The sequence below is a fragment of the Streptomyces deccanensis genome (assembly GCF_022385335.1).
GTDB classification, from domain to species: domain Bacteria; phylum Actinomycetota; class Actinomycetes; order Streptomycetales; family Streptomycetaceae; genus Streptomyces; species Streptomyces deccanensis.
The window spans coordinates 4,560,574-4,586,018 of the sequence record NZ_CP092431.1; the positions used below are offsets into that span (position 1 = coordinate 4,560,574).

Sequence of the window (25,445 nt, forward strand, 5' to 3'; positions counted from 1 at the left end):
CCCCATGTCCCGGCCGTCGCCTACCAGTCGGTAGCGATCGTTCATGATGTGCGGATGCTCAGGTTCATGCCCGTAGGCGACTCCATGACGATCGGGAGCGCGGGCGAACACACATGGCGCTACCGGCTCTGGCAGCACCTGCGCACGACGTACAACGGCCCCTTCAAGATCGTCGGGCCGCGCGAGACGCTCTACGACAAGGCGACGGACACCCCGACGTCGTACGAGTACGCCGACACCGACCCGCGTTTCCCCCGCGCCCACCTCGCGGGCTGGGGCGAGGGCTGGCTGCACATGGCCCCGCTGATCGCCGACGCGGTCCGCACCCACCGGGCCGACGTCCTCCTCGTCTCCCTCGGCCTCATCGACCTGGGCTTCTACACCAACGCCGAGCAGACCGCCGAGAACACCCGCCGTTTCGTCGAGGCCGCCCGCGAGGCCGACCCGCACATCCGCATGGTCCTCCTGCCGGTCACCCCGAACATCCGCGCCGTGTCCGACGCCCCCTTCGCCGCCCAGGTCGCCCGCTTCAACGAACTCCTCGCCAAGACGGCCGCCGACCTCGACGAACCCCGCTCGCCCCTCCTGCTGGCCTCCCCTCCCCCGTCGTACGACATCAACTGGGACACCTACGACGGCACCCACCCCAACGCCTCCGGCGAACACAAACTGGCGGCGACGTTCGCCAACGCGATGCACGAGGCCTGGGACCTGGGGGGACCGTACGAGCTGCCGTACTCCTGAGCTCACACGTCCCGTCGGCAAGGGAGTTTGGTCGTCCGTCCGTGCCCTGGTCACCGTGCGTATCGTTGTACTGCGCGGCCGTCCTCGGTCGAGGGGCGGCCGGGGAGGAGCGCCACGATGACCGTCCTTGAAGACAGGATCGCGATGGCCGACAGCGACAACACGCGCCAGCTGGACGACATGTTCGAACGGCTCGAGAAGATGCCCGTCCCCGAGGGATACAAGGTAGAGATCGTCGGGGGGACCATCTACATGTCGCCGCAGCGGGACATCCACTGGCAGACGATTCGCAAGCTCATCTGGGCATTGGAGGATCATTTCGGACGGGAGGCGACGGTGTTGTCGGACGTCCGCATCGACTTCCCGGGCCGCCAGAACGGCCTCGCCCCGGACGTGGCCAAGTTCCGCGACGACGCCGAGAAGGACTCCCACGGCCGCTGGCGCTATGAGGACGTCGAGTTCATCGCCGAGGTCATCTCCACGGACACCGCCAGGAACGACTACGGCCCCAAGAAGACCGCGTACGCCCTCGCCGAGGTCCCCGTCTACCTGATCGCCGACCCCTACGTGGGCAAGTGCCGGCTGTTCACCCAGCCCAAGGACGGCGACTATCTCAGTGACCTGTCCATCACCTACGGCGCCGAGGTGGACATGACCACCACCCCCCTCGACCTGGTGCTTCCCACCGCCAAGTTCCCCCGAGGCTGACGACACCCCCCGTCCGGATCCGGCGCTCCGCACTTGCCCGGCGTCCCCCCGCTCGCTTGGATGTCCCGGTCGGACGCGGCGGTGGCGAAGACGGGGCGGGGCGGATGGCGCGGGGCGGTGGGCTGGGGCGCGAGTTCCGGTGGTTGTGGGCGGCGTACGCGGTCAGCGCGTTCGGGACCCGGCTGTCGTTCGACGCGCTCCCCCTGATCGCGGTGCTGGTCCTGCACGTCGGCCCCACGGAGGTCTCCGCGCTGGCGGCGACCGGCCTGGCGGTGGGCGCGGCCGTGGCCGTACCGCTCGGCCCCTGGGTGGAGTTCCGCCGCAAGCGCCCGGTGATGATCACCATGGACCTGGTCCGCTGCGCGGCCCTGCTGACCGTCCCGGTGGCCTACGCCCTGGACCTGCTCAGCTTCCCGCAACTGCTCCTGGTCTCCACGGTCGTCGCCGTGGCCGACATCACCTTCACCGCGGCGAGCGGTGCCTTTGTGAAGTCCCTGGTCCCGGCGGAGCACCTGGTGACCGCCAACGGCCGCTTCGAGGCCACGACCTGGACCACGACCATGCTCGGCCCGCCCCTCGGCGGCGCCGCGATGGGCCTCTTCGGCCCGGTCGTCACCGTAGTGATCGACGCCGGCAGCTACCTCCTCTCGGCAGCGGGCATCCGGGCGATCGGCGGCAAGGAACCACGCCCGACCCGACCGGCCGTACCAACCCAACTAACCAAACCAACCCAACCGACCCCACCCGAGGACCCGCCCGCGCCGCGCACCCCCCGGCTCCGCGTCGGCGACCTCCCCGACGGCTGGCGGTACATCCTCCGCGACCCGGCCCTGCGCCCCCTGTTCCTCAACAGCGTGCTGGTCAACGCCCTGATCATGGCGCCGGCGCCGCTGCTGGTCATCCTCATGGTGGGTCAACTCGGCTTCGCGCCCTGGCAGTACGGCCTCGCCTTCGCCGTCCCGTGCCTCGGCGGCCTGATCGGTTCCCGCCTCTCCCGCCGTCTGGTCGCCCGCCACGGCCAGGACAGGGTCCTCCGGGTCGCCGGAACCCTGCGGGCGTGCTGGCCGCTCGGGCTGGCGTTCATCGGCGCGGGCCCGGCCGGTCTCGTCCTCGTCATGGTGGTCGAGTTCGGCCTGATCACCTGCATCGGCGTGTTCAACCCCGTGCTGGCCACCGTGCGCCTCACCCGGACCCCGGCGGATCGCGTCGCCCGCACGCTCACCGCCTGGTCCGTCACCGGCAAGCTCACCGTCGCCGCCATGACGGCCCTCTGGGGCCTCCTCGCCGCCGTCACCACCCCCCGCACCGCGATCGCCACGGCGGGCCTCCTCCTCCTGGCGACCCCCCTGCTCCTCCCGCGCCACCGCTCCGCACCGCGCGGGACCACCACCCCGAACGACCACCAGAACCCGGAGCCACTCGCGAAGAACTGACACCGACACACCGTCGCAAGCAGCAGCCGGGGGGGGGGGAGGCCGGGCCTACTGGAGCATGCCCCAGATGAGTTCGGAGTCGGCGTCCGTCACACCGGTCGTGGTGACGCCGGACGACGTGCCGGGGAAGCGCAGCGAGCCGTCGATGGCGCCGACGTAGAGGTCGGCCTTGCCGTCGCGGTCGGTGTCGCGGAGGCGGACCGGGTCGCCGAAGCAGTCGTTCCATGCGACGTCGCCGGGGACGCCGGCGGTGTTGCGGGCGAGCCACTTCGAGTTGGTGCCGGTGATCCCGCTCGCGCTGCCGCGCAGGACGTGGACGCCGCCCTCGGTCGTCTCCTGGCTGATCTTCTCTCCGAAGACGCCGATCGCGAGGTCCTTGTAGCCGTCGCCGTCGATGTCGGCGGCCGAGACGGAGGAGCCGAACGCGTCGTCGGACTCCGGGGTGCCGGCGACGCCGGTGGTGGCCTGCGTGATACGGGCGGTGGTGGCGGGGCCGGTGGAGGAGCCGTACCAGATGGACACCCGGCCCTGGTAGTTGTTGTACATCTGGCTGCCCGCCGCGAGGTCCCCGTAGCCGTCCTTGTTGAAGTCGGCGATCACCGCCTCGCTGGGGTCGCCGTAGTCCGTGACGAGGCGCAGGGTCTTGCCCCCGCTGAGCGTGGAGCCGCCCTTGACGAACCACGCGTCCGTGCCGAAGGCGTCGGGCCCGTCGGTGATTCCGATGATCACCAGATCGGTCTTGGAGTCCCCGTTCATGCTGCCCGAGACCAGGGACGTGGGCGCGAATTTCGTCGTCTTGTCGTGGCTGGTGACCGAGCCCGCCGCACCGGTGCGCGTGATGCCGCGGTAGACGTAGACCTTGCTCCCGCTGATCGCGGCCAGGTCCTTCTTGCCGTCCCCGTTGAAGTCCCCGGCGGCGAGGTCGCGGCCGAAGCGGGCGTTCGACACCTTGGCGCCGGCGTTGGGGATCGCGGTGCCACCCGAGAGGCCGGTCGCGCTTCCCCACAGGATGACGACGCCGCCCTCGTCCTTGCGTCCGTCGACATCCTCGCGCGACACCGACACGGCGAGGTCCCCGTATCCGTCGGCGTTGAAGTCGGCGGGCACCCTGACGTCGCCGAACTGGTCCTCCGTCTCGTCGGCGCCGGGGACACCGGGGCTGTCCTGGGTGATCAACTGGGTCTGGGTGCCCGGTCCGGAGGCGGTACCGAAGGTGATCCGGACGCCTCCGCCCTTGCTGTACTGCTCGTAGGTGTAGCCGGCGTAGTCGCGGTAGCCGTCGCCGTTGAAGTCGTCCGCGTACTTGGCCGCCGCCGCGCCGGCGGAGGGTGCCGTGACGACGGGGGCGAGGGACGCCACGAGGAGTGCCGCGCAGGCTGCGGGGCGAATACGCATGAAGTGTCTCCAGATGATTCTGTGCGACCGCTCCTGTGCCGATCGATTTCTCAGGGACCACAGATATCTCAGGGACCACAGGCACAGGAGCGGTTGATGATCAGGAGACAGTCGGACGGGGGAAAAGGTTGCAGGCGGACAGCTACGCGGGTCAGGGATCGCGACCGGCCTACCGCCCCGCCGCCGTCACCACGGACGTACGGTGCGACGGTCAGAACATCGTGTTGTCGTTCGCCGACGTCTCCGGCACGTTCTGGAGTACGTCCCAGTGTTCGACGATCTTTCCGTTCCGCACCCGGAACAGGTCGATGACGGCCTGGCCACGTTCGCCCGGGGCGTTGACGTAGTGGCTGTGGACGGCGACGAGGTCGCCCTCGGCGACGACGCGCTTGCGGGTGACGGTGAGGGAGGGGAACTGCTGGAAGTAGCCGCCCAGACCGGCCCTGGCCCCGGCCACGCCGTCGGGGATGTTCGGGTTGTGCTGGTGGTACTCGGGGCCCCAGTACCGGTCGAGCGCCGAGAGGTCCTTGCGCACCAGCAGCCGGTCGAACGCCTTGGTCACCAGCTTCTCGTTGTACGAGGTCAGCCAGGCAGGCCCGGGCACCTCGGTGCGCGGCCTGCTGACGGTGGAGAACATGTCGTTGCCGTTGGCGGAGGACTCCGGCACCTCCTGCCCCACGTCCCAGTGCTCCGCGATCCGCCCGCCCTGGAACCGGAAGATGTCGAAGACGGCGGAGCCCCGGGTGCCGGGCGTGAGCACGACGTTGGAGTGCACGAGGACGAGGTCGCCCTGGGAGATGACCCGCTTGATGTCGTACACGGCGTCCGGGAACTGCCCGCTCACCGCCGTCGCGAGCCCCTTCAGCGTCTCCGCCCCGTCCGGTGCGAGCGGATTGTGCTGGATGTAGTCCGGCCGCACGTACCGGTCCACGACCGCTGTGTCGCCGTCCTCGAACACTCCCTTCAGCACCCGTACGGTCACGGCCTTCTGGTAGCCGAGCCGCGCGGCGTCCCCGTGCGGGGCCCGCTCGGTGACGGCGGTGGGCGGCGCCGCGACGGCCGGTACGACGGCGACGGTGGAGGTGAGCGCGGCGGCCGCGAGGACGGCGACGAGCGCGCGGCGGGCAGGCGTGGTGGGGGTCACGATGCTCCCATCGGAGGGCCAACTCGAAAGGCGACTGGAGAGGCGCTTGAAAGTTCAAGATGATGCTTACGGAAGGAAAGCACTAACCCCCAGTTAGCGTCAAGATCCGCCCCCGCTTGCCTAGAGCGCACTCCACCGATTTGGCTAGGCAGTCATGAAGTACACACAGCTCGGACGCACAGGCCTCAAGGTCAGCCGACTGGTCCTCGGCACGATGAACTTCGGTCCGCAGACGGACGAAGCGGACAGCCACGCGATCATGGACGCGGCGCTGGACGCGGGCATCAACTTCTTCGACACCGCGAACGTGTACGGCTGGGGCGAGAACAAGGGCCGTACCGAGGAGATCATCGGCAACTGGTTCGCGAAGGGCGGCGACCGCCGCGACAAGGTCGTCCTCGCGACCAAGGTGTACGGGAACATGGCGGACTCCGAGAACGCCTGGCCCAACCACGACAAGCTCTCCGCGCTGAACATCCGGCGCGCCGTGGACGCCAGCCTCAAGCGGCTGCGAACCGACCACATCGACCTCTACCAGTTCCACCACGTCGACCGGGCCACCCCCTTCGAGGAGATCTGGCAGGCCGTCGACGTACTCGTCCAGCAGGGCAAGATCCTCTACGCCGGCTCGTCCAACTTCCCCGGCTACAAGATCGCCCAGGCCAACGAGATCGCCGCCCGCCGCGGCGGCACCATCGGCCTGGTCAGCGAGCAGTGCCTCTACAACCTCTACGAACGCCGCGCCGAGATGGAGGTCATCCCGGCCGCGCAGGAGTACGGCCTCGGCGTCATCCCGTGGTCACCGCTGCACGGCGGCGCGCTCGGCGGCGTGCTGAAGAAGGAGGTCAAGGGCGGTCGGCGCAGCGCGGGGCGCGCCGCGGGCGCCATGTCCGGCGACGACGTACGGGCGAAGATCCAGGCGTACGAGGACCTGCTCGAGAAGCACGGTCTGGAGCCCGGCGAGGCCGCCCTGGCCTGGCTGCTCACCCGGCCCGGCGTGACCGGCCCGATCGTCGGCCCGCGCACCGCCGAGCAGCTCGAATCGGCGCTGCGCGCGGTGGAACTGGAGCTGAGCGAGGAGGTCCTGACGTCTCTGGAGGAGATCTTCCCGGGTCCGGGACCGTCCCCGGAGGCCTTCGCCTGGTAGTGGGCGGCGCCACTCGCCGTGCGTGAGGGGGCGGGGAACCCGCGAGGAGCACCACCCGGCCGTGGCCGACCACGGCTCGCGGTTCCCCGGCCCCGCCTCACCGGGCGGTCACCTGCCGAGCGCCGCCGCGACAGCCACCACCGCGAACATCAGCACGAGCACACCGGCCATGATCCGGTTACGGGTCTTCGGGTCCACACCCCGAGCCTAACCGGCGGCCGGAACGATCATCGGGCCGCCCCGAGCTCCCACCGCGCCACCGCCTCGTACCGAGGCTGCTCGCCCGCCACGCCGGACGTCGGCAGGTGGCTGCGCACCAGTGCCAGGTCGGACACCGTCCACGGACGGCCGGCGAAGGTGTCGAGCACGGCGACGTGCGGCCGTACGTCGAGGTCCTCCCGGCTGCGGGCCACCGTCAGATGGGGCGTGTAGCGGCGGTGCTCCCCCATCGGCACCCCGGCCTTCCGCGCCGCCGCCTCCGCCCGGTCGGCCAGCATCCGCAGCGCGACGACGTCCCCCTCGGCCCCCGCCCACAACGCCCGCCCGCGCCCGAACCGCCCACCGCCGCGCACCGCCAGCCGGAACGGTTCGCTGCGTCCCGCGGCCCGCTCCAGCCGCCGCGACAGCTCCGGTACGACGTCCTCCTCGACCTCTCCGTAGAAGGCGAGCGTGAAGTGCCAGCCGGGCGGAGTGGTCCACCGCAACCGGTCCGCACCGGGCAACCTCTTCAACTCCCCGACCACCACGCCGAGTTCATCGACGACATCAGCTGGCGGAAGCACGGCGGCGAACAGTCTCATGCCGCCACCTTCCCAGGCCGACGATCATCCGGCGACCACCGCGCCCCGTGAGGGGCCGGGGAGCGGCGCGACCGGCCACGACGCCGCCGCGGCCGCCCGACGGCACCGCGTGGCACCCCCGTCGGCGTCACGTCCGCCACGTCGGCCCCGAGCGGAGCGCAACCGCTCAGGCCGTCGGTACCGACGTCGGTTCGTCCGCCCGCTCCCGGGACAGGACCCGCACCCGTGGGTACCCGTGGTTCCACCCCACCGACAGGCGGAGCCCGCCGGCCCTGACGAGGACCAGGCCCACGACGACTGCGGCGACCGTGGCGACGACGCCGCCGGCGACGAAGCCCAGCCGCGCGCCGTACGCGTCGGTGACCCAGCCGGCGATCGGCGCGCCCAGCGGCGTACCGCCCAGGAAGACCATCATGTAGAGGGCCATGACCCGGCCGCGCATCGCGGGGTCGGTGTTCATCTGGATGGCCGTGTTGGCGGTGACGTTCACCGTCAGGCCGAACATCCCTATCGGCACCATCAGCAGGGCGAAGAGCCAGTACGCGGGGGCCAGCGCCGCCACGATCTCCAGCAGGCCGAAGGCGAGCGCGCCGCCGATCAGGACGTGCAGCCGGGCGGTGCCCCGGCGCGCCGCGAGCAGGGCGCCGGCGACCGAGCCGACGGCCATGAGGGTGTTGAAGAGGCTGTACGAGCCGGCGTCCGCGTGGAACACGTCGTCCGCGTAGGCCGAGAGCCAGACGGGGAAGTTGAAGCCGAAGGTGCCGATGAAGCCGACGAGGACGATGGGCCACAGCAGCTCGGGGCGCCCGGCCACGTAGCGCAGGCCCTCCCGGAGCTGGCCCTTGGCGCGGGGGGCGCGGCGGACGGGGTGCAGCTCGCGGGTCCGCATCAGCAGCAGGCCGGTGATGGGGGCGACGAAGGAGAGGCCGTTGTAGAGGAAGGCCCAGCCCGTGCCGACGGTGGTGATCAGCACACCGGCGACGGCGGGGCCGACGAGACGGGCCGACTGGAAGTTCGCCGAGTTGAGGCTGACCGCGTTCTGCAGCTGGTCCGGCCCGACCATCTCGGACACGAACGACTGCCGGGCCGGGTTGTCGACGACCGTGGCCATCCCCACGGCGAAGGCGGCCACGTACACGTGCCACACCTGGACCTGGCCGGAGAGGGTGAGCGCGGCGAGGGCCAGCCCCGTCACGGCCATCGAGGTCTGCGTCACGAACAGCAGCCGCCGCTTGGGGAAACGGTCGACCAGCACACCGCCGTACAAGCCGAACAGCAGCATCGGCAGGAACTGGAGCGCCATCGTCACACCGACGGCCGTCGACGACCCGGTCAGGCTCAGCACCAGCCAGTCCTGGGCGATCCGCTGCATCCATGTGCCGATGTTCGACACGACCTGCCCGACGAAGAACAGCCGGTAGTTCCGGACCCGCAACGACCGGAACATCGAGACCCGCGAGGCCTCGGACGCGACCGCCGGGGAACCACCGGGCCGGGGGTCGGTGTCGACCTTCTTCGGCACGGCCGCGCCCTGGTCCAGGCAGCCGGCGGCATCCGGCGGGGCGGTCTTCCCCTCGTTCGCGCGGCCGGTGGTATCCGGCGGGGCTTCCCGGGCGGCGGGGACGGTCGGGGGCTCGTGGGTGGGCGGGGGTGCGGGGACGGAAGGTGTTCCGGGGCCCGTACTCAAAGGGGTTCGCCTCCTTGCGCGAAACGCGTGTACGTCGTGGGGTTGCGTGAGCCTCACCGCTCCTGTTCTGTCTGCTGGTTTTCGTGGCGACCCATGCCCGCCCCCTGACGGCGCACAGGCTGTACGCCGGGGCGCACCGGCGGCCGACCCGGCGTGCCATCCGACGGCGGCACCACCCGGCGGCCGGGTCCGGGATCAGAGGTGCGCGAGCTTCTCCAGCACCGGCGCGGCGGCCCGCAGCGCGGCCCACTCCTCCTCGTCGAGGCCCTCGACCAGCGACGCGAGGAACGCGTTGCGCTTGCGCCGGCTCTCCTCCAACATCGCCTCGGCCCGCTCGGTCTGGGTGACCACCTTCTGCCGCCGGTCCTCCGGATGCGGCTCCAGCTTCACCAGGCCCTTGCTCTCCAGCAGGGCGACGATCCGGGTCATCGACGGCGGCTGCACATGCTCCTTGCGGGCCAGCTCACCGGGGGTGGCCGTGCCGCAGCGGGCGAGCGTGCCGAGCACCGACATCTCGGTCGGGCTCAGCGACTCGTCGACCCGCTGGTGCTTGAGTCGACGGGACAGGCGCATCACGGCGGAACGGAGGGCGTTCACAGCGGCCTCGTCGTCGCCATGGTTCAGGTCAGGCATGTTCTTTAGCCTAACTCATTACTCTGCCTAAAGACCACTGAAACTCCACAGCCGTGCCCGTGAGCCCCGCCACTCATGCCGATCCACACCCCCTCATCACTCATATGAGTGACTAGTACGCAGAACATGACACGACGGACCGGAGCACACCTGACCCTCGTACACATGGGGACCACTGTGCTCAGCCTGCGGATAGACGGGGAGCTGCTCGACCGGCTCCGGACCCACGCGGCGAAAAGGGGAATGAGCGTCCAGGACTACGTGATCGGGACGCTCATCCGGGACGACTTCGACGAGCGGTTCCAGACCGCCGTCGACGAGACCGAGAAGTTCTACGGGGTCACGTGAGCCCCAGCGCCGGCATCAGGTAGTAGAAGAGGAAGACCGCCGAGACCACGTACATCGCGACCGGAACCCCGCGCCCGCGCCCCGCGGCCAGGCGCAGCACGACGAAGGTGATGAAGCCCATCCCGATGCCGTTGGTGATCGAGTAGGTGAACGGCATCATCACCATCGTCACGAAGGCCGGGACCGCGATCGTGTAGTCGGCCCAGTCGATCTCGCGGACGGAGTTCGCGAGGATCAGGAACCCGACCGCCAGCAGCGCCGGAGTCGCCGCCTGGGAGGGCACCATCGTGGCGACCGGGGTGAGGAACAGCGCGACCGCGAACAGCGCGCCGGTCACCACGTTCGCGAACCCGGTGCGCGCCCCCTCGCCCACACCCGCCGTCGACTCCACGAAGCAGGTCGTGGCGGACGAGGAGCTGGCACCACCGGCCGCGACGGCGATGCCGTCGACGAACAGCACCTTGTTGATGCCCGGCAGCTGACCGTCCGCGTCTGTCAGCTTGGCCTCGTCGCCGACGCCCATGATCGTGCCCATCGCGTCGAAGAAGCACGACAGCAGCACCGTGAAGACGAAGAGGACGCCCGTCAGCAGGCCCACCTTGCCGAAGCCGCCGAAGAGACTGACCTCGCCGAGCAGCCCGAAGTCGGGGGTGGCGACCGGGGTGCCGGGCCACTTCGGGGTGGTCAGCCCCCAGGAGCCGGCCGGCAGCTTGGCGACGGCCTCCACGACCACCGCGAGCAGCGTCATCGCGACGATCGAGATGAGGATCGCGCCCGGCACCTTGCGCACGATCAGCGCGAGCGTCAGCAGCGCGCCGAGGACGAAGACGAGCACCGGCCAGCCGTTCAGGTGCCCGTCCGCGCCCAGTTGGAGCGGCACGGTCGTGTGCGCGGCGTCCGGGATACGGGTGACGAAGCCGGCGTCGACCAGCCCGATCAGCATGATGAACAGACCGATGCCGATGGAGATGCCCTTGCGCAGACCCAGCGGCACCGCGTTCATGACGCGCTCCCGCAGGCCCGTCGCGACCAGCAGCATCACGACGAAACCGGCCAGCACGACCATGCCCATCGCGTCCGGCCACGACATGCGCGGCGCGAGCTGGAGGGCGACGACCGTGTTCACGCCGAGCCCCGCCGCCAGCGCGATCGGCACATTGCCGATGACGCCCATGAGGAGGGTGGTGAAGGCTGCGGTGACGGCGGTGGCGGTGACGAGCTGGCCGTAGTCCAGCTGGTGCCCGTACATGTCCTTCGCGCTGCTCAGGATGATCGGGTTGAGCACGATGATGTAGGCCATCGCGAAGAAGGTGGCGAACCCGCCCCGGATCTCACGCGACAGCGTGCTGCCGCGTTCCGTGATCCGGAAGTGGCGGTCGAGGGTGGCAAGGGTGCCCTGCGGGGACATACGAGACCTCATCCCCAACAGACCACCCGGAGCTCGGGGCGTTGTTGGAGTTTTCTACGAACAGAAGTGGCCAGCGAGAAACCGTTTCAGTATGAACATACATTTCGGCGAACGCCATCTCCGCGCGTAGACCCGCGCGCCTCGTAAGCTGTGCCCCATGGCGAAGTGGACCCCCAAGCACGAGGCACCGGAGCCCCTGGAAGGGCCCATCGTGCCGACCATCATCGGCGGCACGATCCTGTGGCTCGTCCTCTTCGTCGTCCAGCTGCCCTTCTACGGCTGGTACGAGGACCACGGGCACACCTGGTGGATCTGGACCTGCCTGGCGGGCGGCGGCCTGGGCTTCATCGGCATCTACTACGTCCGCAGACGCGACGCGGCGATCAAACGCGACGCGGCCCGCAGGGCCCCGGCGGAGGCGGAGGCCGCGAAGGCCGCGGAGGCGGAGGCAAGGGCCAAGGCCACCAAAGCCGACCGGATCGCAGCGGAGGCCGAGTCCGAGTCCGACGACGTGTCGACCGGCCCCACGACCAACTGAGCCCCGGAAGGGGCGCGGGGCTTGAGCCCCGGAAGGGGCGCGGGACTGCGCCCCGGAAGGGGCGCGGGGAACTGCGCGAGCAACCACGACGAAGCGGCACTCGCCGGCGACCCCCTCGAGCCCGTCCGGCGATGGAGGACGAGCCCGAAGGGCGACAGCGGGGGGCCGGGGGCGCAGCCCCCAGGGGCCGGCATCGACCGACGGGACCCACCGAACCCCGGGCACACACGACCCGGTATCACGGCGGAGCCCTCTCCTCCCCAGGTCGGATCTTTCGCGCACTCGGTGGGTGAACCCCCAAATCCGCACGTACCGTCGAATGCATGACGCACATCGACGCGGGTACCGACCTCGATCCTGTGCACCCCACCCCCGCCCCGGCCCCTCCGGACACGAGACGGGCGCGCGGTCTGACGGCCGCCGAGGTGGCCGAGCGGGTGGCCCGCGGCGAGGTGAACGACGTACCCGTACGGAGCAGCCGCTCCACGGTGGACATCGTCCGGGCGAACGTCTTCACCCGGTTCAACGCGATCATCGGCGTCCTCTGGGTGATCATGCTCTTCGTCGCGCCCATCCAGGACAGCCTTTTCGGCTTCGTCATCCTGGCCAACACCGGCATCGGCATCGTCCAGGAGTGGCGGGCGAAGAAGACCCTCGACTCCCTCGCCGTGATCGGCGAGGCGAAACCCACGGTCCGCCGCGACGGGGTCGCCGCGACCGTCGGCACCTCCGAGATCGTCCTCGGGGACCTGATCGAGATCGGCCCCGGCGACAAGATCGTCGTCGACGGGGAGTGCGTCGAGACCGACGGCCTGGAGATCGACGAGTCGCTGCTCACCGGCGAGGCCGACCCGGTCGTCAAACAACCCGGCGACCAGGTGATGTCAGGCAGCTTCGTCGTCGCGGGCGGCGGCGCGTTCACCGCGACCAAGGTCGGCCGGGAGGCCTACGCCGCCCAGCTGGCCGAGGAGGCGAGCCGCTTCACCCTCGTCCACTCCGAGCTGCGCTCCGGCATCTCCACCATCCTCAAGTACGTCACCTGGATGATGGTCCCGACCGCGATCGGTCTGATCATCAGCCAGCTGATCGTGAAGGAGAACGACTTCAAGGACTCCGTCGCCCGCACGGTCGGCGGCATCGTCCCGATGGTCCCCGAGGGCCTCGTCCTGCTCACCTCCGTCGCCTTCGCCATCGGCGTGATCCGTCTCGGCCGCAAGCAGTGCCTGGTGCAGGAGCTGCCGGCCATCGAGGGCCTCGCCCGCGTCGACACCGTCTGCCTGGACAAGACGGGCACGCTCACCGAGGGCGGCATGGACGTCACCGAGCTGCGCCCCCTGAACGGCGCGGACGAGTCGTACGTACGCCGGGTACTGGGCGCCCTCGGCGCGTCGGACCCCCGGCCGAACGCCTCCCTCCAGGCGATCATCGACGCCTGTCCGGACGGCGAGGAGTGGCGCTGCACCCAGTCGCTGCCCTTCTCCTCGGCCCGCAAGTACAGCGGCGCGGCCTTCGGCGAGAGCGACGGCGCGTCCAGCACCTGGCTGCTGGGCGCCCCCGACGTCCTCCTCCCCGACGACGACCCGGCCCTCACCGAGACCGAACGGCTGAACGAGGACGGGCTACGGGTGCTGCTGCTGGCCCGGGCGACCCGGGCGCTGGACGACCCCGAGGTCGCGACCGGCGCGCATCCGACCGCCCTCGTCGTCCTCGAACAGCGGCTGCGCCCGGACGCCGCCGACACCCTGCGCTATTTCGAGGAGCAGAACGTCCGGGCGAAGGTCATCTCCGGCGACAACGCGGTCTCGGTCGGCGCGGTCGCCGGCAAGCTCGGCCTGGCCGGCGAGGTCGTCGACGCCCGCCGGCTGCCCGCCGAGCGCGCGGAGATGGCGACGGCCCTCGACTCGGGCACCGTCTTCGGCCGTGTGACCCCCCAGCAGAAGCGGGACATGGTCGGCGCGCTCCAGTCCCACGGCCACACGGTCGCGATGACCGGCGACGGGGTGAACGACGTCCTGGCCCTCAAGGACGCCGACATCGGGGTGGCCATGGGCTCCGGGTCGGAGGCGACGCGGGCGGTGGCCCAGATCGTCCTGCTCAACAACAGCTTCGCCACGCTGCCGTCGGTGGTCGCAGAGGGCCGCCGGGTGATCGGCAACATCACCCGCGTCGCGACGCTCTTCCTGGTCAAGACGGTCTACTCGGTGCTCCTCGCCATCCTGGTCGTCTGCTGGCAGGTGGAGTACCCCTTCCTCCCCCGCCATCTGACCCTGCTCTCCACCCTGACGATCGGCGTCCCGGCCTTCTTCCTCGCCCTCGCCCCCAACAAGGAACGGGCCAGACCCCACTTCGTCCGCCGGGTCATGCGCTACGCGATCCCGGGCGGCGTACTGGCGGCCCTGGCGACCTTCGCCACGTATCTGATCGCCCGTCACCACTACACGGGGGAGGGCGCGTTGGGGGCGGAGACCAGTGCCGCCACCCTCACGCTCTTCCTGATCTCCATGTGGGTGCTGGCCATCATCGCCCGCCCCTACACCTGGTGGCGCCTCGGTCTGGTCGCCGCGATGGCGGCCGGCTTCCTGCTGGTCCTCGTCGTCCCCTGGCTCCAGGACTTCTTCGCCCTGCGCCTGGTCGGTACGACGATGCCGTGGACGGCGGTCGCCATCGCGGCCGGGGCCTCGGCGGTCCTGGAGTTCCTGTGGAGGTGGGTGGACCGCCGCTTCCCCGCCTAGGGCCCGCAGGGGAAACCGGACCCGCGCGGCCTGCGTCCTCGCCTCTGACCGACTCGTCGCGAAGGGGAGACGCACGACATGAACCCGGATCAGCCGGTGGAGTTCCACGCCCCGTGCGGGCATCTGATCGCGGCACCGGCCGATCGCGTCGGGCAGGAGGTCCGCTGCCCCCACTGTCACCGGGTGGCCCGGGTCCCCGCGCCCGACATCCCGTACGCCTCGCCGGTGCCGGTCCCGGCCGGCGCCATCGAGCCGGCCGCGCTGACCGCCCTCTACGTGACCACGCTGATCGGGGGTCTCCTCGCCGCCGGCCTGATCTACCTGCTCATGTTCGACGAGTTCTCCGAGTCCGAGCTGGTCTCGATCACCCCGCTGTGGTTCTTCCCCGTCGTCTTCGGCCTGTACGGCTTCGCCTCCCAGCGGCTGCTGCGCCACATCGCCACCGGCCGCGCGGGAACCCTCGGCGAGGCGGCCCGTGTCTCCATCGACGTGGCCGGGTACTGGGCGGCCCTGGTGCTCTTCCCGTTCCTGGTGCTGAAGTGGCGCAGCTCCCTGCTCGTGTCGCTGGCGGCCGCGCTCTTCTGGGCCGTCCTGCTGTGGCTGTTCTTCGCCCTGCTCTTCCCGGCGCTCTGACCACGCGACGAGGGGTGCCGCGGCCGACGACCGACCACGACCCCCCTCACCGGGTCCGCGCCCCGCGCGCTACTTCACGTCGACGTAGTCGCCCGTGGCGTTGACCGGCGCCGTCGTGGTGACACCGGCGTAGCTGAAGCGCCAGTAGCCGTCGTACGTGGCGGTGCCGGTGGCCTTCACATTGCCGTAGGTGTCCGAGTAGACCGTCTTGACCGTGGTGTACGTGCTGGTGCCGGCCTTGCGGAACTGGAGCTTCACCGGCTGCTTGGCGAAAGCCTTGTAGGTGTGGCTCTGCCAGTCGGCGCGGGTGAGCTTGCCGGTCGCGGTGACGGTCCTGCCCTTGGTGACGGGCTCCGGACCGGCGTTGACGGTCAGCTTCGCGAGACGCTGGACGAGGGTGGAGGCCGACCCGCTCTGCTCCTTGTAGCCGACCTTGCTGTAGTCGATCTGGCCGCTCGTGGGGTCCTGGCCGTTGAAGGCGATGGCGTCGGCGCCCGTCTTCCAGGTTCCGGCCTGGGAGTTGAGCAGATCGCCCTCGCCCGGCCGGATGTCGATGGTGCCCGTGCAGCTCTCGGTGGTCGTGGTGGTGACCTTGCAGGTGGCGAAGTCGTCGCCGAAGAGCTGCGGGGTGCTGTCGTCGCCGAAGGTGCCTCGATAGAGGAAGGGCTCGACGAAGAAGTCTCCGGCGGTGACGTTGACGCCCGACCCGTGCGTCAGCGTGAACGACACGGGGGTGCTGACCGTGCCGCCGATCCCGACCTTGACGGACTTGGCGACCTTGAAGTTCGAGAAGGTGACGTCCAGCGTGTACGGACTACCGCTGGTCGCGACCGAGCCGGCCGCCTGTGCGGACGGCACGGCCAGGGCGGAGAAGGCCAGGGCGCCGAGGACGGCGGCCGCGGTGGCTCTTGTGCGCATGTGTTCCCCAAGTGGAGAAGAGTTGATCGAGGGGCCAGTCGGCCCGCCGTATCTGAACACGCGTTCCCACCACATACGGGACTCTTCGTCCACTTCTTACGAAAGTCCGACTCCCACCTTACGAAACGAAAAGGGCACGGAAAGGGCGCCGACCCGGGAGAACCCGGACCGACGCCCCTGTGTCTCACCGCTGGCCGCGGCTCACTTCACGTCGACGGCGTCGGCCGCGGACGTCACGGCCGGCGTGGTCGAGGTGCCCGCGAACACGTAGCGGAACGAACCGTCGGCGCTCGCCTTGACGGTGGTCTTCAGCGCACCGCCGGAGCCCGACTTGACCGTCTTGACGTCCTTGAAGGTGGACGTGCCCTTCTTCTTGAACTGCAGCTTCACGGACTGGCTGGTGTAGCCCGCGTACTTGAGGGTGTCCCAGTTGGCGCGGGTCAGCTTGCCGGAGACCGTGATGGTCTTGCCCTTCTTGACCGGCTCGGGAGAGGCGTTGGTGGTCAGCGCGGACGCGCGCTTGACGCTGGCCGTGGAGTGCTTCTCCTGGATGTTGTAGTCGCCGTCCTTGCCCAGGGCACCGGCGTAGACGTGCCACTTGCCGGCCAGGACATTGCTGTAGATGTTGTCGTTCGGGTCGGCGACGACGGTCACCTTGCAGGTGGACGTGGTCGCGTCGACGGCGGTGCAGGTGCCGTTCTCCGCGTCCGGGACCATCGCGCCCACGACATCGCCGGAGTCGATGTCGTTCCCCTTCCACAGGAAGGCGTAGCCGTCCTCGATGCCCGACGGGTCGGTCGCGGTGACGGAGATGGTGACGCTCTTCTTCTTGGAGGTGCCGACCACGATGTCCTTGCCACCGTTGACGGTGACCTTCTTGATGACGGTGTCGCCGACGATCTCGTCCGCCAGGGCCCCGAACGGCGTGATCGACGCCCCGAGGGCGCCGGGCGCGTCATCGGCCTGCGCGGCCGGAACGGCGAAGACGGACAGGGCGACGGCGCCCGAGACGGCGATGACAGTGGCACGCATACGCATGTTTTTTTCCCCCGGTGCTGAGGTGGGGCCGACGGTCGTCATCACGTCGGCCGGGTGGTCGCGAGTCGGTCGACCCGCTGGCTCTGCGAGTGGGGGACGGGCCGGTCGCCCGGCAGTCCCCCTGGGTCCGCCTGCTTACTTCACGTCGATGGTGTCGCCCGTGGCGGTCGCGCCCGCCGTGGTCGAGGTGCCCGCGAAGACGTAGCGGTACGTGCCGTCGACGCTCGCCTTGACGGTGGTGGACACGGCGCCCGTGGAAGCGGAGTTGACGGTCTTGACCGTCTTGTAGGCGGTCGTGCCGGCCTTCTTGAACTGCAGCTGCACCGGCTGGCCGCCGAGCGCGCCGTTCACCCCGGTGTTCCAGTTGGCGCGGGTCAGCTTGCTGGTGACGGTGATCGTCGCACCCTTCGCGACCGGCTCCGGGGAGGCGTTCGCACCCGCGAGCTGGGCGGCGCGCAGGACCTTGAACGACTTGAGGTTGTCCTTCTGGACGTAGTCGTAGTCCTTGGCCTGGGCGATCGCCCAGGTCTTCCACGTACCCGCGACGGAGTTGATGGTGTTGCCGTTCGGCGTGAAGGTGAAGCTCGCCGTGCAGTTGGACTTGGTCGACGTCACCTTCTTGCAGGTGATCGGGTCCTTGCTCGGCGAGGCCGCGCTGTCGGCGGTGTCGATGTTCGCGCCGCGGTACAGGTAGGCCGTGGCCATCCGGTGGCCGGAGTTGTCCGTCACCGTGAACTTGAGCGTGATGGTCTTCTTGGCCTTCGCGCCGACGACCACGGCCTTGCCGCCGTTGACGGAGACGCTGGTGATCTTGATGTTGCCGTACTTGTCGTCGGCCTGCGCGGCCGGAGCGGCGAGGGCGGTCAGAGCCAGGGCGCCGGTGATGACGAGGCCCAAGGTCGCACGCTTGTGCAATGTATTCCCCACGTAAGAGGGGACCCGCGGGCGAAGACGAGGCACGACAGTGCCGGCACGCGGGGCCCGAGTGTCTGGAGAGCCGGGTGGCTCACCAGACCAGACTCGGGGCCCCTGGGAATGGTTGTATGAGTTGTGAACAACCTTTGCGAATGTTGCGCAGATCACATCGCGGAGGTTTGATCAGTCGAACCAGCGGTCCCGCGCCAACTCCGCCGTCCTCGACGGGTCTTCGAGCAGGGCCGCCACCTCGAAGCGGCGGGGCCATTGACCCGCCGCCCAGGCCAGCCCGGCCGCGACCCCCTCCAGCGTGGCGGCGTGCAGCACGCCGTCCCGGGTGCGGCGCCAGTCCAACTCCACGCCGTCGACGACCAGTTCCTCGTGCTCGACGTACGACGAGGGCGTGGCCGGGCCGAGCAGGACCCGAACCGACTCCGGCACCTCGTGCTCCGTGCCCTCCGAGTCGACCTGCCCGGTCACCGACTCACTCAGCCGCCGCACCTGGAACAGCTCGGCCAACTCGGCGGCCCGCGACGGCCGTACGGGAAGCAGCGGCACACCGGAGGTGAAGGGCAGCAGGTCGGGCGAGTCGACGACCACGGCGTCGGCCGCGTCCACGACGGTCACCTCACCGTCCACCACCGCCCGCAACTCGTCGGGGAGAGTCACCTGTTCGGGGTCCAGGTCGGCCAACGCGCCGTACAGGCCGTGCAGTTGCGCGGCGCTCACCGGCAGGTCGGGGTCGGCCAGGCGGTCCAGCAGTTCGGCGGCGCCGCCCGGCTCGTCCAGCAGCGCGGCCACCGAGGTGCGCACCCCCAGCGCCCGCAGGACCTGCTCGTCGTCGAAGCCGGTGGCGTCGGCCTCGTCGTACAGACCGCGCAGCAGCGGGTCGCCGCCGGCCGCGAGCAGGCCCGCCGGGCGGCGGCCGTCGAGGACGGGGTTACCGCGCAGCCACCAGGCGGTGTAGGGGCGGACGACCTCGTGCGTACCGTCCGGAAGCAGGATGCGCACCGGCTGGACCAGCGCGTCGCGCAGCGGCGGGCGGGCGAGCAGCGCGAGCGCCTCCGGCCAGCGGTCCTCGTCGACGAGGTCCAGGTCGCGCACGGCCACGAGCTCCGTCGCGACCGGCGGCACCGGGCTGTCCGGGAACCGGTCGAGGATGTCCTCGGCCCACACGTCCACCGCGTCCAGCAACCCGGCGTCGTCGGGCTCGGCGAAGTCCCCGTCGCGCGGCTCCAGTTCGTCGGGGTCGAGGACGACGTCGGTGGCGCGTACGAGGGCGAAGTTGGCGAGCACGCCACAGGCGGCCAGGGGCTGTTCGCCCCAGCGCTCGGCCAGTTCGGCGTCGACGAAGGCGAGTTCGTCCTCGCGCATGACCCGGGCGAACGGGCTGCCGGGCAGGACCAGCTCACCGGCCGGGGCCGGCTCGCCGTCCTCGTCGGCCAGGGCGAGGGCGCCGAGCCAGGGCTCGTCGCCGGGTTCGAGGCCCGCGTCACGGACCAGGGCGAGGACCAGGTCGGCCAGCTCCTCCGCGTCCGGCCGGCCGTCCTCCTCGTCCCAGACACCGCCGTCGTCGTCCAGGGAGGCGGCCACGGCGGCCCGTACCTGCGGGGTGGTGAGCACGGCACGCGGGGTCGCGGGCAGCGCGCCCAGCTTCTCCAGGAGGGGGTGCGCGGCGTCCGGGTGGGCGACCTTCAGCCCGAGGCGGGCGAGCGTGTCGGGACGCGCCGTCTGCGGGCCGTCGGGGGCCGGAAGCAGGACCTGCCGGGGGCCGATGGTGGTCCGCCCGTCCGCGAGCGGCACGGGCAGACCGGACAGCCGGTCCGGATCGACCCCGGCGAGGCTGTCGTACAGCCGCCGCCACCAGTCGGGCGCCTTCTCCAGCCCCGCGAGCCGGTCGATCGCGTCCCCCAGCGGCAGGCGCGCGACGCCCAGCGTCCGCAACTCCGCGCGCCGTTCGAGCCCGGCGGGCAGCAGACAGGGCAGGACGTCCGCGAGCACCTGGACCGTCTCGGCGCCGGCGCCCTCCACGACCTCGGCGTCACGCGGACGCAGCGCGGCGGACAACTCGTCCAGCTCGTCGTCGGGTTCGGGCATCACGGCACGCGGCAGGAACGCGGTGCGCGGCAGCCGCTCCAGGATCGCCTGCCGCAAGGCGCCGTCCAGCTCCCCCTTGCCCAGCGGGCCGGGCACGAGGTCGATGACGCCCTCGCCGACCGGCTCCCAGGCGGCGAGGAGCGCGGCGTACGCGTCCGCCGCGCGCTGCACGAGGAAGTCGGTGAGCGGCCCGGGCGCGGCGTGCCGCCGGGTCGTGTCCAGCGGGAAGGAGGCGATGAGCAGCGCGGGCACCCCGAGGGCCTCGTCGCTCGGCGTCGGCGCGTGCACGACGGCGCTGGTGCGCGGCCGGACCGGCGCGCCGTCGGGCCCGGTCGGCACCGCCCAGGTGACGGACCAGTGCGGCCGCAGCCGCTCCTCGACGGGCCGGTCGGCGAGCAGCGCGGCCTCGATCGCCCCGTGCTCGGCGACGGTGCGCCAGCGCGTGACCCCGTCCCGCGAGTCCTCCACGACGACGTACGCCCCCTCCACGCGCCGTCGCAGCGTCCGCGCCTCGTCGGCGCCGACCTCGATGACGACCTCGTCGAGGCCGGGCAGGGCCAGCAGCAGCGCGTCGTCGACGGCGTGCAGCAGCCGCTCGGCGAGATCGGCGGCGGCGGCGTCGCGCAGCGGCAGGATCACGACGGTGTCGTACGACTCCGGAGCGGACCCCTCGGCGGCGAACGGCAGCCGCAGCAGCGGCACATGGCCGTCCCGGCGGCGGATCTCGTCGCCCAGTCCCGGGCTGTGCCGGGCGGTGTCGGCGGCGAGCAGCCGGGCCTCGGCGAGCGACCAGCGGATACCGCCGTGGCGCCCGACGACGGCGGGCTCGTCGGTGACGGCGAGGACGGCGGCGAAGCCGACGCCGAACCGGCCCACGGCGCCCTCGTGGCCGCCGCTCTGGCTGTCGCGCTTCGCGGACGCGCGGAGCGTGGACAGCGACTCCACGCCGCCCGCGTCCAGCGGGGCTCCGGTGTTGGCGGCGACGAGGACCCCGTCCCGGAGGGTCAGCCGCAGCCGCCCGGGGACCTTCGCCCTGGCGGCCGCGTCGGCGGCGTTCTGCGCCAGCTCCACGACGAGGCGGTCGCGGTAGCCGCCGAGGACGAGGTCCTCCTCGGCGTTGGCGTCCTCGCGGAACCGGGCGGGACTGGTCGCCCAGGCGTCCAGCACGCCCCGCCGCAGTCGCGCCGTCCCGAACGGGTCCGCACCCTCGGCTGCCGGCCGCACGAACTTGCTCACGGTTCACTTCTCCCTGTCGCCTGGTGACCACGAAGGTACCGGGTCGCTGCGCTGGCTTGGCCGTGTGTCCAGGGGGGTGGGGGGTAGCTGGTATGTCCGGAGGTGCGGGTGGGTGGGGGTTGCTCGCGCAGTTCCCCGCGCCCCTGAAAACCAGGGGCTGCGCCCCATGCTTTTCACGCCCGCAGAACCGTGAGTTTCCAGCCCCGCAGGCCCGCGCTTTCAGGCCCGCCGGGCCCGCGCTTTCAAGGCCTGCGGGGGCCTGATGTTTTCAGGGGCGCGGGGAACTGCGCGAGAAGCCCCACCGGAGCCGCAGTCGCCCACGGACCCGCACCCCCGAGCTCTCGGGCGAACCGGATCACTGAACCGGCGGCACTACGAATGCCCCAGGTCCGCCTCGGACTCGGCCTCCTCAGACACCGGCACGGACCCGGAGTCCGCCGCCGGCCGCAGCGGGAAGGGATCCACCCGCGTCTCGTCCAACCGCGGCGGAGCCGGCCGCGGCGGCTTCGGCATGACCGCCGCCTCCGAGTGCCCCCCACACCCGTACGTCAGCGACACCATCCGCCCGTCCGCCGGCGCGAACTCGTTCGCGCACACCCCGAAGGCCTGCCCGAGCGACCCCCCGATCGGCACAAGGAATCCACAGCTCACACACGCGGCGGGCGCGGCCTGCGCCATCGCGGTCTTCGCCCCGAACCCTTCCTCCCACCGGTCCGCCGCCGTGTGCAGCCCGTACCGGGACAGGACGCGCGCCCGGCGCATCCCCAGTTCCTCGGCGACCGCGGCGATCGACCCCCGGCTCGGCACGAGCGGCAGGTTCGCCGGCGCCCCACCGGTGACCTCGGCGTCCTCCGCCTCCACCAGCTCGGCCATGTCGTGCGAGACCGGGGAGTTGGGCAGCGGTTCGTCCTCGCCGGAGTACCCGGGCTCCAGCCGCAGGTCGTCCGCGTCGGTGGGCAGCAGATCACCGGGGCCCATGTCACCGGGCCTGAGCCGCTCGCTCCACGGCACCCACTCCGGCGCGAGCAGCGCGTCCGGGCCGGGCAGCAGGACGACCTCGTCGAGGGTCACGAGCTTCGCGCGGGAGGCGCGGGCGACGGTGACGGCCCAGCGCCAGCCCCGGTAGCCCATCTCCTTGCACTCGAAGAAGTGCGTCACCACACGGTCGCCCTCGGAGATCAGCCCCGCGTGCTCGCCGACCACGCCGGGCGCGGCGGCCTCCTCGGCGGCGGAGCGGGCGAGGTCGACGGCCTCGGCGCACAGACGGTCGGGGGTGCGGCTTCGCGTTGTCGCTGCGCTCACAGGTATCGCTTCTCTCCTACGCCGTCTCACGAGTGCGCCTCCCTCGGCGGGGGGTGCGGACGGAGCGGACCAGGGGGCCGCGTCGACGTCCGCGCCCGATCGCACTCGGGCGCACCTATGTCATCCATTCTGCGGGATGAACGAGAGGCGCGCGGCCGAGAACAACCGCCGCAGGCGCGCTATGCACGCTACCTTCTCCGAGGCTCGGCGCCCACACCGACGTAAGGGTTCCGCGATTCCGCTGCGCTCGGCTTTGGCCGGAGGCCGGTGGTGAGGGCGGACTGCAAACGGTACCGACGGTTGGCGAAAAACCGCCGTGGCCTGCGGCCGGCCCCACGTCAGCCGGTCCGGAAGCCGGGGCGACGTGGGCATCCGCGGCCCGGTGGGGCTTCTCGCGCAGTTCCCCGCGCCCCTGAAAACCAGGGGCTGCGCCCCATGCTTTTCAGGCCCGCAGGGCCGTGGTCCTTCAGGCCCGCAGGGGCCTGAAGTTTTTGGGGGCGCGGGGAACTGCGCGAGAAGCCCCACCGGAGCCGCAGTCGCCCACGGACCCGCACCCCCACCCCATGAGGCGCCCCCGCCCTCCCACGGCCATACGAGCGGTAACCGCACTACCCCCCGCCATCTCGGGGCACTATGACGGGGTGACCGGCGCCGAGCGGAGCGGAGCGCGCGGGTCGGGTCGGGTGACCGGCGCGGCCCGCTCGGTGGGCCGCGCCCTGCACCTCCCGTTCACCGGCCCCGCCCGAGGCATCCGCAAGGCCACCCACGCCCACGGCGCCGGCGAGTCCGGCCTCGGCAAACTCATCGAACTGCACGGAGTGAACGGCGCGGGCGACGTGATGATCACCGTCTCCCTCGCCTCCACCGTCTTCTTCTCCGTCCCCACCGACGAGGCCCGCGGCCGCGTCGCCCTCTACCTCGCCATCACCCTCGCCCCCTTCGCCCTCCTCGCCCCCGTCGTCGGCCCCCTCCTGGACCGTCTTCCGCACGGCCGCCGCGCCGCGATGGCCGGCGCCATGCTGACGAGGGCGTTCCTCGCCCTGATCCTCGTCGGCGCCGTCGAGACCGGCCGCATCGAGATGTACCCCGCCGCCCTGGGCGTCCTCGTCGCGTCCAAGGCGTACGGCGTGGTCAGAAGCGCGGTCGTGCCCCGTCTCCTCCCGCCGCGCTTCTCCCTGGTGAAGGCCAATTCCCGGGTCACCCTCTGCGGCCTGCTGGCCACCGGCGTCGCCGCGCCCATCGGCGCCGGGCTCCAGGCCCTCGGCCCCCGCTGGCCGCTCTACGGCGCCTTCCTGATCTTCGTGGCGGGTACGTTCCTCTCCTTCACGCTGCCCGCGAAGGTCGACTCGGCGAAGGGCGAGGACCGGGCCCTGCTCGCGGCGGACGCCGAGCATCTGCACGGCCCGCACCGCAGCAGCACGCTCAAACGGCCCGGCCTGCGGACGGTCGGCCCGGCGGTCACCCACGCGCTCGGCGCGAACGCCGCCCTGCGCGGCCTCTCCGGCTTCCTGATCTTCTATCTGGCGTTCCTGCTGCGGATCCACCCGTTGCACGGGCAGAGCGCGGCCCTGTCGCTCGGCATGGTGGCCGTGGCCGCCGGCACGGGAAACGCGCTGGGCACGGCCGTCGGCGCGTGGGTGAAACAGCGGTCGCCGGAGCTGATCATCGTGACCGTCGTCGCCGTGGAACTCGCGGTGGCGATCCTGGCCGCGCTGTTCTTCGGCACGTTCTTCATCGCCGCTCTCGCCGCGGTCGCCGGTTTCTCGCAGGCCCTGTCCAAGCTGTCGCTGGACGCCCTGATCCAGCGCGACGTCCCCGAACTCGTGCGGACCTCGGCCTTCGCCCGCTCCGAGACCCTGCTCCAGATGTCCTGGGTGGTCGGCGGCGCCGTCGGTATCGCCCTGCCCCTCAACGGCACCCTGGGGATGGCCGTGGCCGCCGCGATCGTCGCCGCCGGCTGGCTCACCACGGTCCGCGGACTGCTCTCCTCCGCCCGGCACGGGGGTGCGCCCCGCGCCCGGGTGGCATGACCTACGGCCGACCGACCCCGGCACGCCGTACCCCACATAGGGGCGCCCCTGGACACGCCAGATAGCCTTCGCCCATGACCTCCCAGCGTTCCCGTCGCGCCGCAGCCACTCTCGGCGCTGTTTCCGCCGGACTTCTCGTCCTGTCGGCCTGCGATGAGCCCACGCCGATGGCCACCGTCACGATCGGTACCGACTCGATCAGCTCCGAGGCCGCCTGCTACCGCACCCTCACCGCCGAGCAGGCCAAGGAGTGCGCGCAGGAGAAGCCCTCCAAGTCGATCGAACTGCCGGAGGGCGAGACCCTGCGCATCGGCGTCGACCCGGAGGTGGCGGACACGGGCTGGGCCCTGTGGATCAACGGGCAGCAGGCCACCAACGACACGTTCGACAAGACGTACTGGGCCTTCGAGAACCCCGGTCTCTTCGCCACCCAGCCCGGTCAGGCCGCCCAGAAGAAGCTGACCATCAGCGTCGTCCAGCAGAACGCCGAGGGCTCGAAGATCGAGGGCGTGTGGAACTTCGAGCTGAAGAACCCGGACGCCTGATCCCCTGCCGACCC

21 protein-coding genes are annotated in these 25,445 nt (G+C 71.1%); 10 read left to right on the forward strand and 11 right to left on the reverse strand.

What is annotated here, in order from left to right:
• The first annotated feature begins 54 nt into the window (after positions 1 to 54).
• The 3 genes from L3078_RS20240 (at position 55) to L3078_RS20250 (ending at position 2,885) form a co-directional block, all read left to right on the forward strand.
• Positions 55 to 744, forward strand: coding sequence for a GDSL-type esterase/lipase family protein (locus L3078_RS20240; protein WP_239755323.1), 690 nt, complete (start codon positions 55 to 57; stop codon positions 742 to 744).
• Positions 745 to 861: 117 nt separating this feature from the next.
• Entirely contained in the window at positions 862 to 1,452 is a 591-nt protein-coding gene (locus L3078_RS20245) for a Uma2 family endonuclease (protein ID WP_239755324.1), read from the forward strand.
• 104 nt (positions 1,453 to 1,556) lie between these two features.
• Entirely contained in the window at positions 1,557 to 2,885 is a 1,329-nt protein-coding gene (locus L3078_RS20250) for an MFS transporter (RefSeq protein WP_239755325.1), read from the forward strand.
• A gap of 48 nt (positions 2,886 to 2,933) precedes the next feature.
• Here L3078_RS20250 and L3078_RS20255 read toward each other — a convergent pair whose 3' ends face one another.
• Both L3078_RS20255 and L3078_RS20260 read right to left on the reverse strand, forming a co-directional pair.
• The gene (locus L3078_RS20255; RefSeq protein ID WP_239755326.1) at positions 2,934 to 4,280 is read right to left on the reverse strand and encodes a VCBS repeat-containing protein; all 1,347 of its coding nucleotides are present in this window, start codon (positions 4,278 to 4,280) and stop codon (positions 2,934 to 2,936) included.
• Positions 4,281 to 4,491: 211 nt separating this feature from the next.
• The gene (locus L3078_RS20260) at positions 4,492 to 5,424 is read right to left on the reverse strand and encodes a nuclear transport factor 2 family protein (RefSeq protein ID WP_239755327.1); all 933 of its coding nucleotides are present in this window, start codon (positions 5,422 to 5,424) and stop codon (positions 4,492 to 4,494) included.
• Positions 5,425 to 5,578: 154 nt separating this feature from the next.
• On the opposite strand from L3078_RS20260, the gene L3078_RS20265 reads away from it, so the two are divergent.
• Positions 5,579 to 6,571, forward strand: coding sequence for an aldo/keto reductase (locus tag L3078_RS20265; protein WP_239755328.1), 993 nt, complete (start codon positions 5,579 to 5,581; stop codon positions 6,569 to 6,571).
• A gap of 227 nt (positions 6,572 to 6,798) precedes the next feature.
• Here the strand turns inward: L3078_RS20265 and thpR are convergent, their stop codons facing one another.
• The 3 genes from thpR to L3078_RS20280 all read right to left on the reverse strand — a co-directional run bounded on the left by thpR (position 6,799) and on the right by L3078_RS20280 (position 9,691).
• Positions 6,799 to 7,371 carry an RNA 2',3'-cyclic phosphodiesterase gene (thpR, locus tag L3078_RS20270; RefSeq protein WP_239755329.1) on the reverse strand — a complete coding sequence of 191 codons (573 nt, stop codon included), beginning with the start codon at positions 7,369 to 7,371 and terminating at the stop codon, positions 6,799 to 6,801.
• A 166-nt stretch (positions 7,372 to 7,537) separates the two neighbouring features.
• On the reverse strand, positions 7,538 to 8,818 hold the full coding sequence (locus L3078_RS20275; protein WP_420864176.1) for an MFS transporter: 1,281 nt from the start codon (positions 8,816 to 8,818) through the stop codon (positions 7,538 to 7,540).
• Positions 8,819 to 9,253: 435 nt separating this feature from the next.
• On the reverse strand, positions 9,254 to 9,691 hold the full coding sequence (locus L3078_RS20280; RefSeq protein WP_239755331.1) for a MarR family winged helix-turn-helix transcriptional regulator: 438 nt from the start codon (positions 9,689 to 9,691) through the stop codon (positions 9,254 to 9,256).
• Positions 9,692 to 9,856: 165 nt separating this feature from the next.
• Between L3078_RS20280 and L3078_RS20285 the strand changes: the two genes are divergently transcribed.
• A complete protein-coding gene (locus L3078_RS20285; protein ID WP_045556385.1) occupies positions 9,857 to 10,039 on the forward strand; it encodes a hypothetical protein in 183 nt (60 codons plus the stop codon).
• Here the strand turns inward: L3078_RS20285 and L3078_RS20290 are convergent.
• Complete coding sequence (locus L3078_RS20290) at positions 10,032 to 11,447, reverse strand: NCS2 family permease (RefSeq protein ID WP_239755333.1); 1,416 nt, start codon at positions 11,445 to 11,447, stop codon at positions 10,032 to 10,034. The genes L3078_RS20285 and L3078_RS20290 overlap by 8 nt on opposite strands.
• A gap of 157 nt (positions 11,448 to 11,604) precedes the next feature.
• Here L3078_RS20290 and L3078_RS20295 point away from each other — a divergent pair, with 157 nt between their 5' ends.
• The 3 genes from L3078_RS20295 to L3078_RS20305 all read left to right on the forward strand — a co-directional run bounded on the left by L3078_RS20295 (position 11,605) and on the right by L3078_RS20305 (position 15,350).
• Complete coding sequence (locus L3078_RS20295) at positions 11,605 to 11,985, forward strand: DUF2530 domain-containing protein (RefSeq protein ID WP_239755334.1); 381 nt, start codon at positions 11,605 to 11,607, stop codon at positions 11,983 to 11,985.
• 323 nt (positions 11,986 to 12,308) lie between these two features.
• Positions 12,309 to 14,717, forward strand: a complete 2,409-nt coding sequence (locus L3078_RS20300) for an HAD-IC family P-type ATPase (protein ID WP_239755335.1) — start codon at positions 12,309 to 12,311, stop codon at positions 14,715 to 14,717.
• Positions 14,718 to 14,795: 78 nt separating this feature from the next.
• Positions 14,796 to 15,350: a hypothetical protein gene (locus L3078_RS20305; RefSeq protein ID WP_239755336.1), complete on the forward strand. Its 555-nt coding sequence runs from the start codon at positions 14,796 to 14,798 to the stop codon at positions 15,348 to 15,350.
• 69 nt (positions 15,351 to 15,419) lie between these two features.
• Here L3078_RS20305 and L3078_RS20310 read toward each other — a convergent pair whose 3' ends face one another.
• The 5 genes from L3078_RS20310 to L3078_RS20330 all read right to left on the reverse strand — a co-directional run bounded on the left by L3078_RS20310 (position 15,420) and on the right by L3078_RS20330 (position 22,856).
• Positions 15,420 to 16,268, reverse strand: a complete 849-nt coding sequence (locus L3078_RS20310) for a hypothetical protein (protein ID WP_239755337.1) — start codon at positions 16,266 to 16,268, stop codon at positions 15,420 to 15,422.
• Positions 16,269 to 16,469: 201 nt separating this feature from the next.
• Positions 16,470 to 17,306, reverse strand: a complete 837-nt coding sequence (locus L3078_RS20315) for a DUF5707 domain-containing protein (RefSeq protein WP_239755338.1) — start codon at positions 17,304 to 17,306, stop codon at positions 16,470 to 16,472.
• A 135-nt stretch (positions 17,307 to 17,441) separates the two neighbouring features.
• Positions 17,442 to 18,221: a calcium-binding protein gene (locus L3078_RS20320; RefSeq protein ID WP_239755339.1), complete on the reverse strand. Its 780-nt coding sequence runs from the start codon at positions 18,219 to 18,221 to the stop codon at positions 17,442 to 17,444.
• Positions 18,222 to 18,404: 183 nt separating this feature from the next.
• Positions 18,405 to 21,554 (reverse strand): sacsin N-terminal ATP-binding-like domain-containing protein, encoded by a 3,150-nt coding sequence (locus L3078_RS20325; protein ID WP_239755340.1) that lies wholly within the window; start codon positions 21,552 to 21,554, stop codon positions 18,405 to 18,407.
• Positions 21,555 to 21,926: 372 nt separating this feature from the next.
• On the reverse strand, positions 21,927 to 22,856 hold the full coding sequence (locus tag L3078_RS20330; RefSeq protein WP_239755341.1) for a DUF3027 domain-containing protein: 930 nt from the start codon (positions 22,854 to 22,856) through the stop codon (positions 21,927 to 21,929).
• A 683-nt stretch (positions 22,857 to 23,539) separates the two neighbouring features.
• Between L3078_RS20330 and L3078_RS20335 the strand changes: the two genes are divergently transcribed.
• A complete protein-coding gene (locus L3078_RS20335) occupies positions 23,540 to 24,886 on the forward strand; it encodes an MFS transporter (protein WP_338059570.1) in 1,347 nt (448 codons plus the stop codon).
• A 74-nt stretch (positions 24,887 to 24,960) separates the two neighbouring features.
• On the forward strand, positions 24,961 to 25,431 hold the full coding sequence (locus L3078_RS20340) for a hypothetical protein (RefSeq protein ID WP_239755344.1): 471 nt from the start codon (positions 24,961 to 24,963) through the stop codon (positions 25,429 to 25,431).
• The last annotated feature ends 14 nt before the right edge of the window (positions 25,432 to 25,445 follow it).

Bases quoted from the DNA above. Each gene is read 5' to 3' on its own strand.
- L3078_RS20240 (WP_239755323.1), top strand. From the start codon at position 55: ATGCTCAGGTTCATGCCCGTAGGCGACTCCATGACGATCGGGAGCGCG.
- L3078_RS20245 (WP_239755324.1), top strand. From the start codon at position 862: ATGACCGTCCTTGAAGACAGGATCGCGATGGCCGACAGCGACAACACG.
- L3078_RS20250 (WP_239755325.1), top strand. From the start codon at position 1,557: ATGGCGCGGGGCGGTGGGCTGGGGCGCGAGTTCCGGTGGTTGTGGGCG.
- L3078_RS20255 (WP_239755326.1), bottom strand. From the start codon at position 4,280: ATGCGTATTCGCCCCGCAGCCTGCGCGGCACTCCTCGTGGCGTCCCTC.
- L3078_RS20265 (WP_239755328.1), top strand. From the start codon at position 5,579: ATGAAGTACACACAGCTCGGACGCACAGGCCTCAAGGTCAGCCGACTG.
- thpR (WP_239755329.1), bottom strand. From the start codon at position 7,371: ATGAGACTGTTCGCCGCCGTGCTTCCGCCAGCTGATGTCGTCGATGAA.
- L3078_RS20275 (WP_420864176.1), bottom strand. From the start codon at position 8,818: ATGTTCCGGTCGTTGCGGGTCCGGAACTACCGGCTGTTCTTCGTCGGG.
- L3078_RS20280 (WP_239755331.1), bottom strand. From the start codon at position 9,691: ATGCCTGACCTGAACCATGGCGACGACGAGGCCGCTGTGAACGCCCTC.
- L3078_RS20285 (WP_045556385.1), top strand. From the start codon at position 9,857: ATGGGGACCACTGTGCTCAGCCTGCGGATAGACGGGGAGCTGCTCGAC.
- L3078_RS20290 (WP_239755333.1), bottom strand. From the start codon at position 11,447: ATGTCCCCGCAGGGCACCCTTGCCACCCTCGACCGCCACTTCCGGATC.
- L3078_RS20295 (WP_239755334.1), top strand. From the start codon at position 11,605: ATGGCGAAGTGGACCCCCAAGCACGAGGCACCGGAGCCCCTGGAAGGG.
- L3078_RS20300 (WP_239755335.1), top strand. From the start codon at position 12,309: ATGACGCACATCGACGCGGGTACCGACCTCGATCCTGTGCACCCCACC.
- L3078_RS20305 (WP_239755336.1), top strand. From the start codon at position 14,796: ATGAACCCGGATCAGCCGGTGGAGTTCCACGCCCCGTGCGGGCATCTG.
- L3078_RS20310 (WP_239755337.1), bottom strand. From the start codon at position 16,268: ATGCGCACAAGAGCCACCGCGGCCGCCGTCCTCGGCGCCCTGGCCTTC.
- L3078_RS20315 (WP_239755338.1), bottom strand. From the start codon at position 17,306: ATGCGTATGCGTGCCACTGTCATCGCCGTCTCGGGCGCCGTCGCCCTG.
- L3078_RS20340 (WP_239755344.1), top strand. From the start codon at position 24,961: ATGACCTCCCAGCGTTCCCGTCGCGCCGCAGCCACTCTCGGCGCTGTT.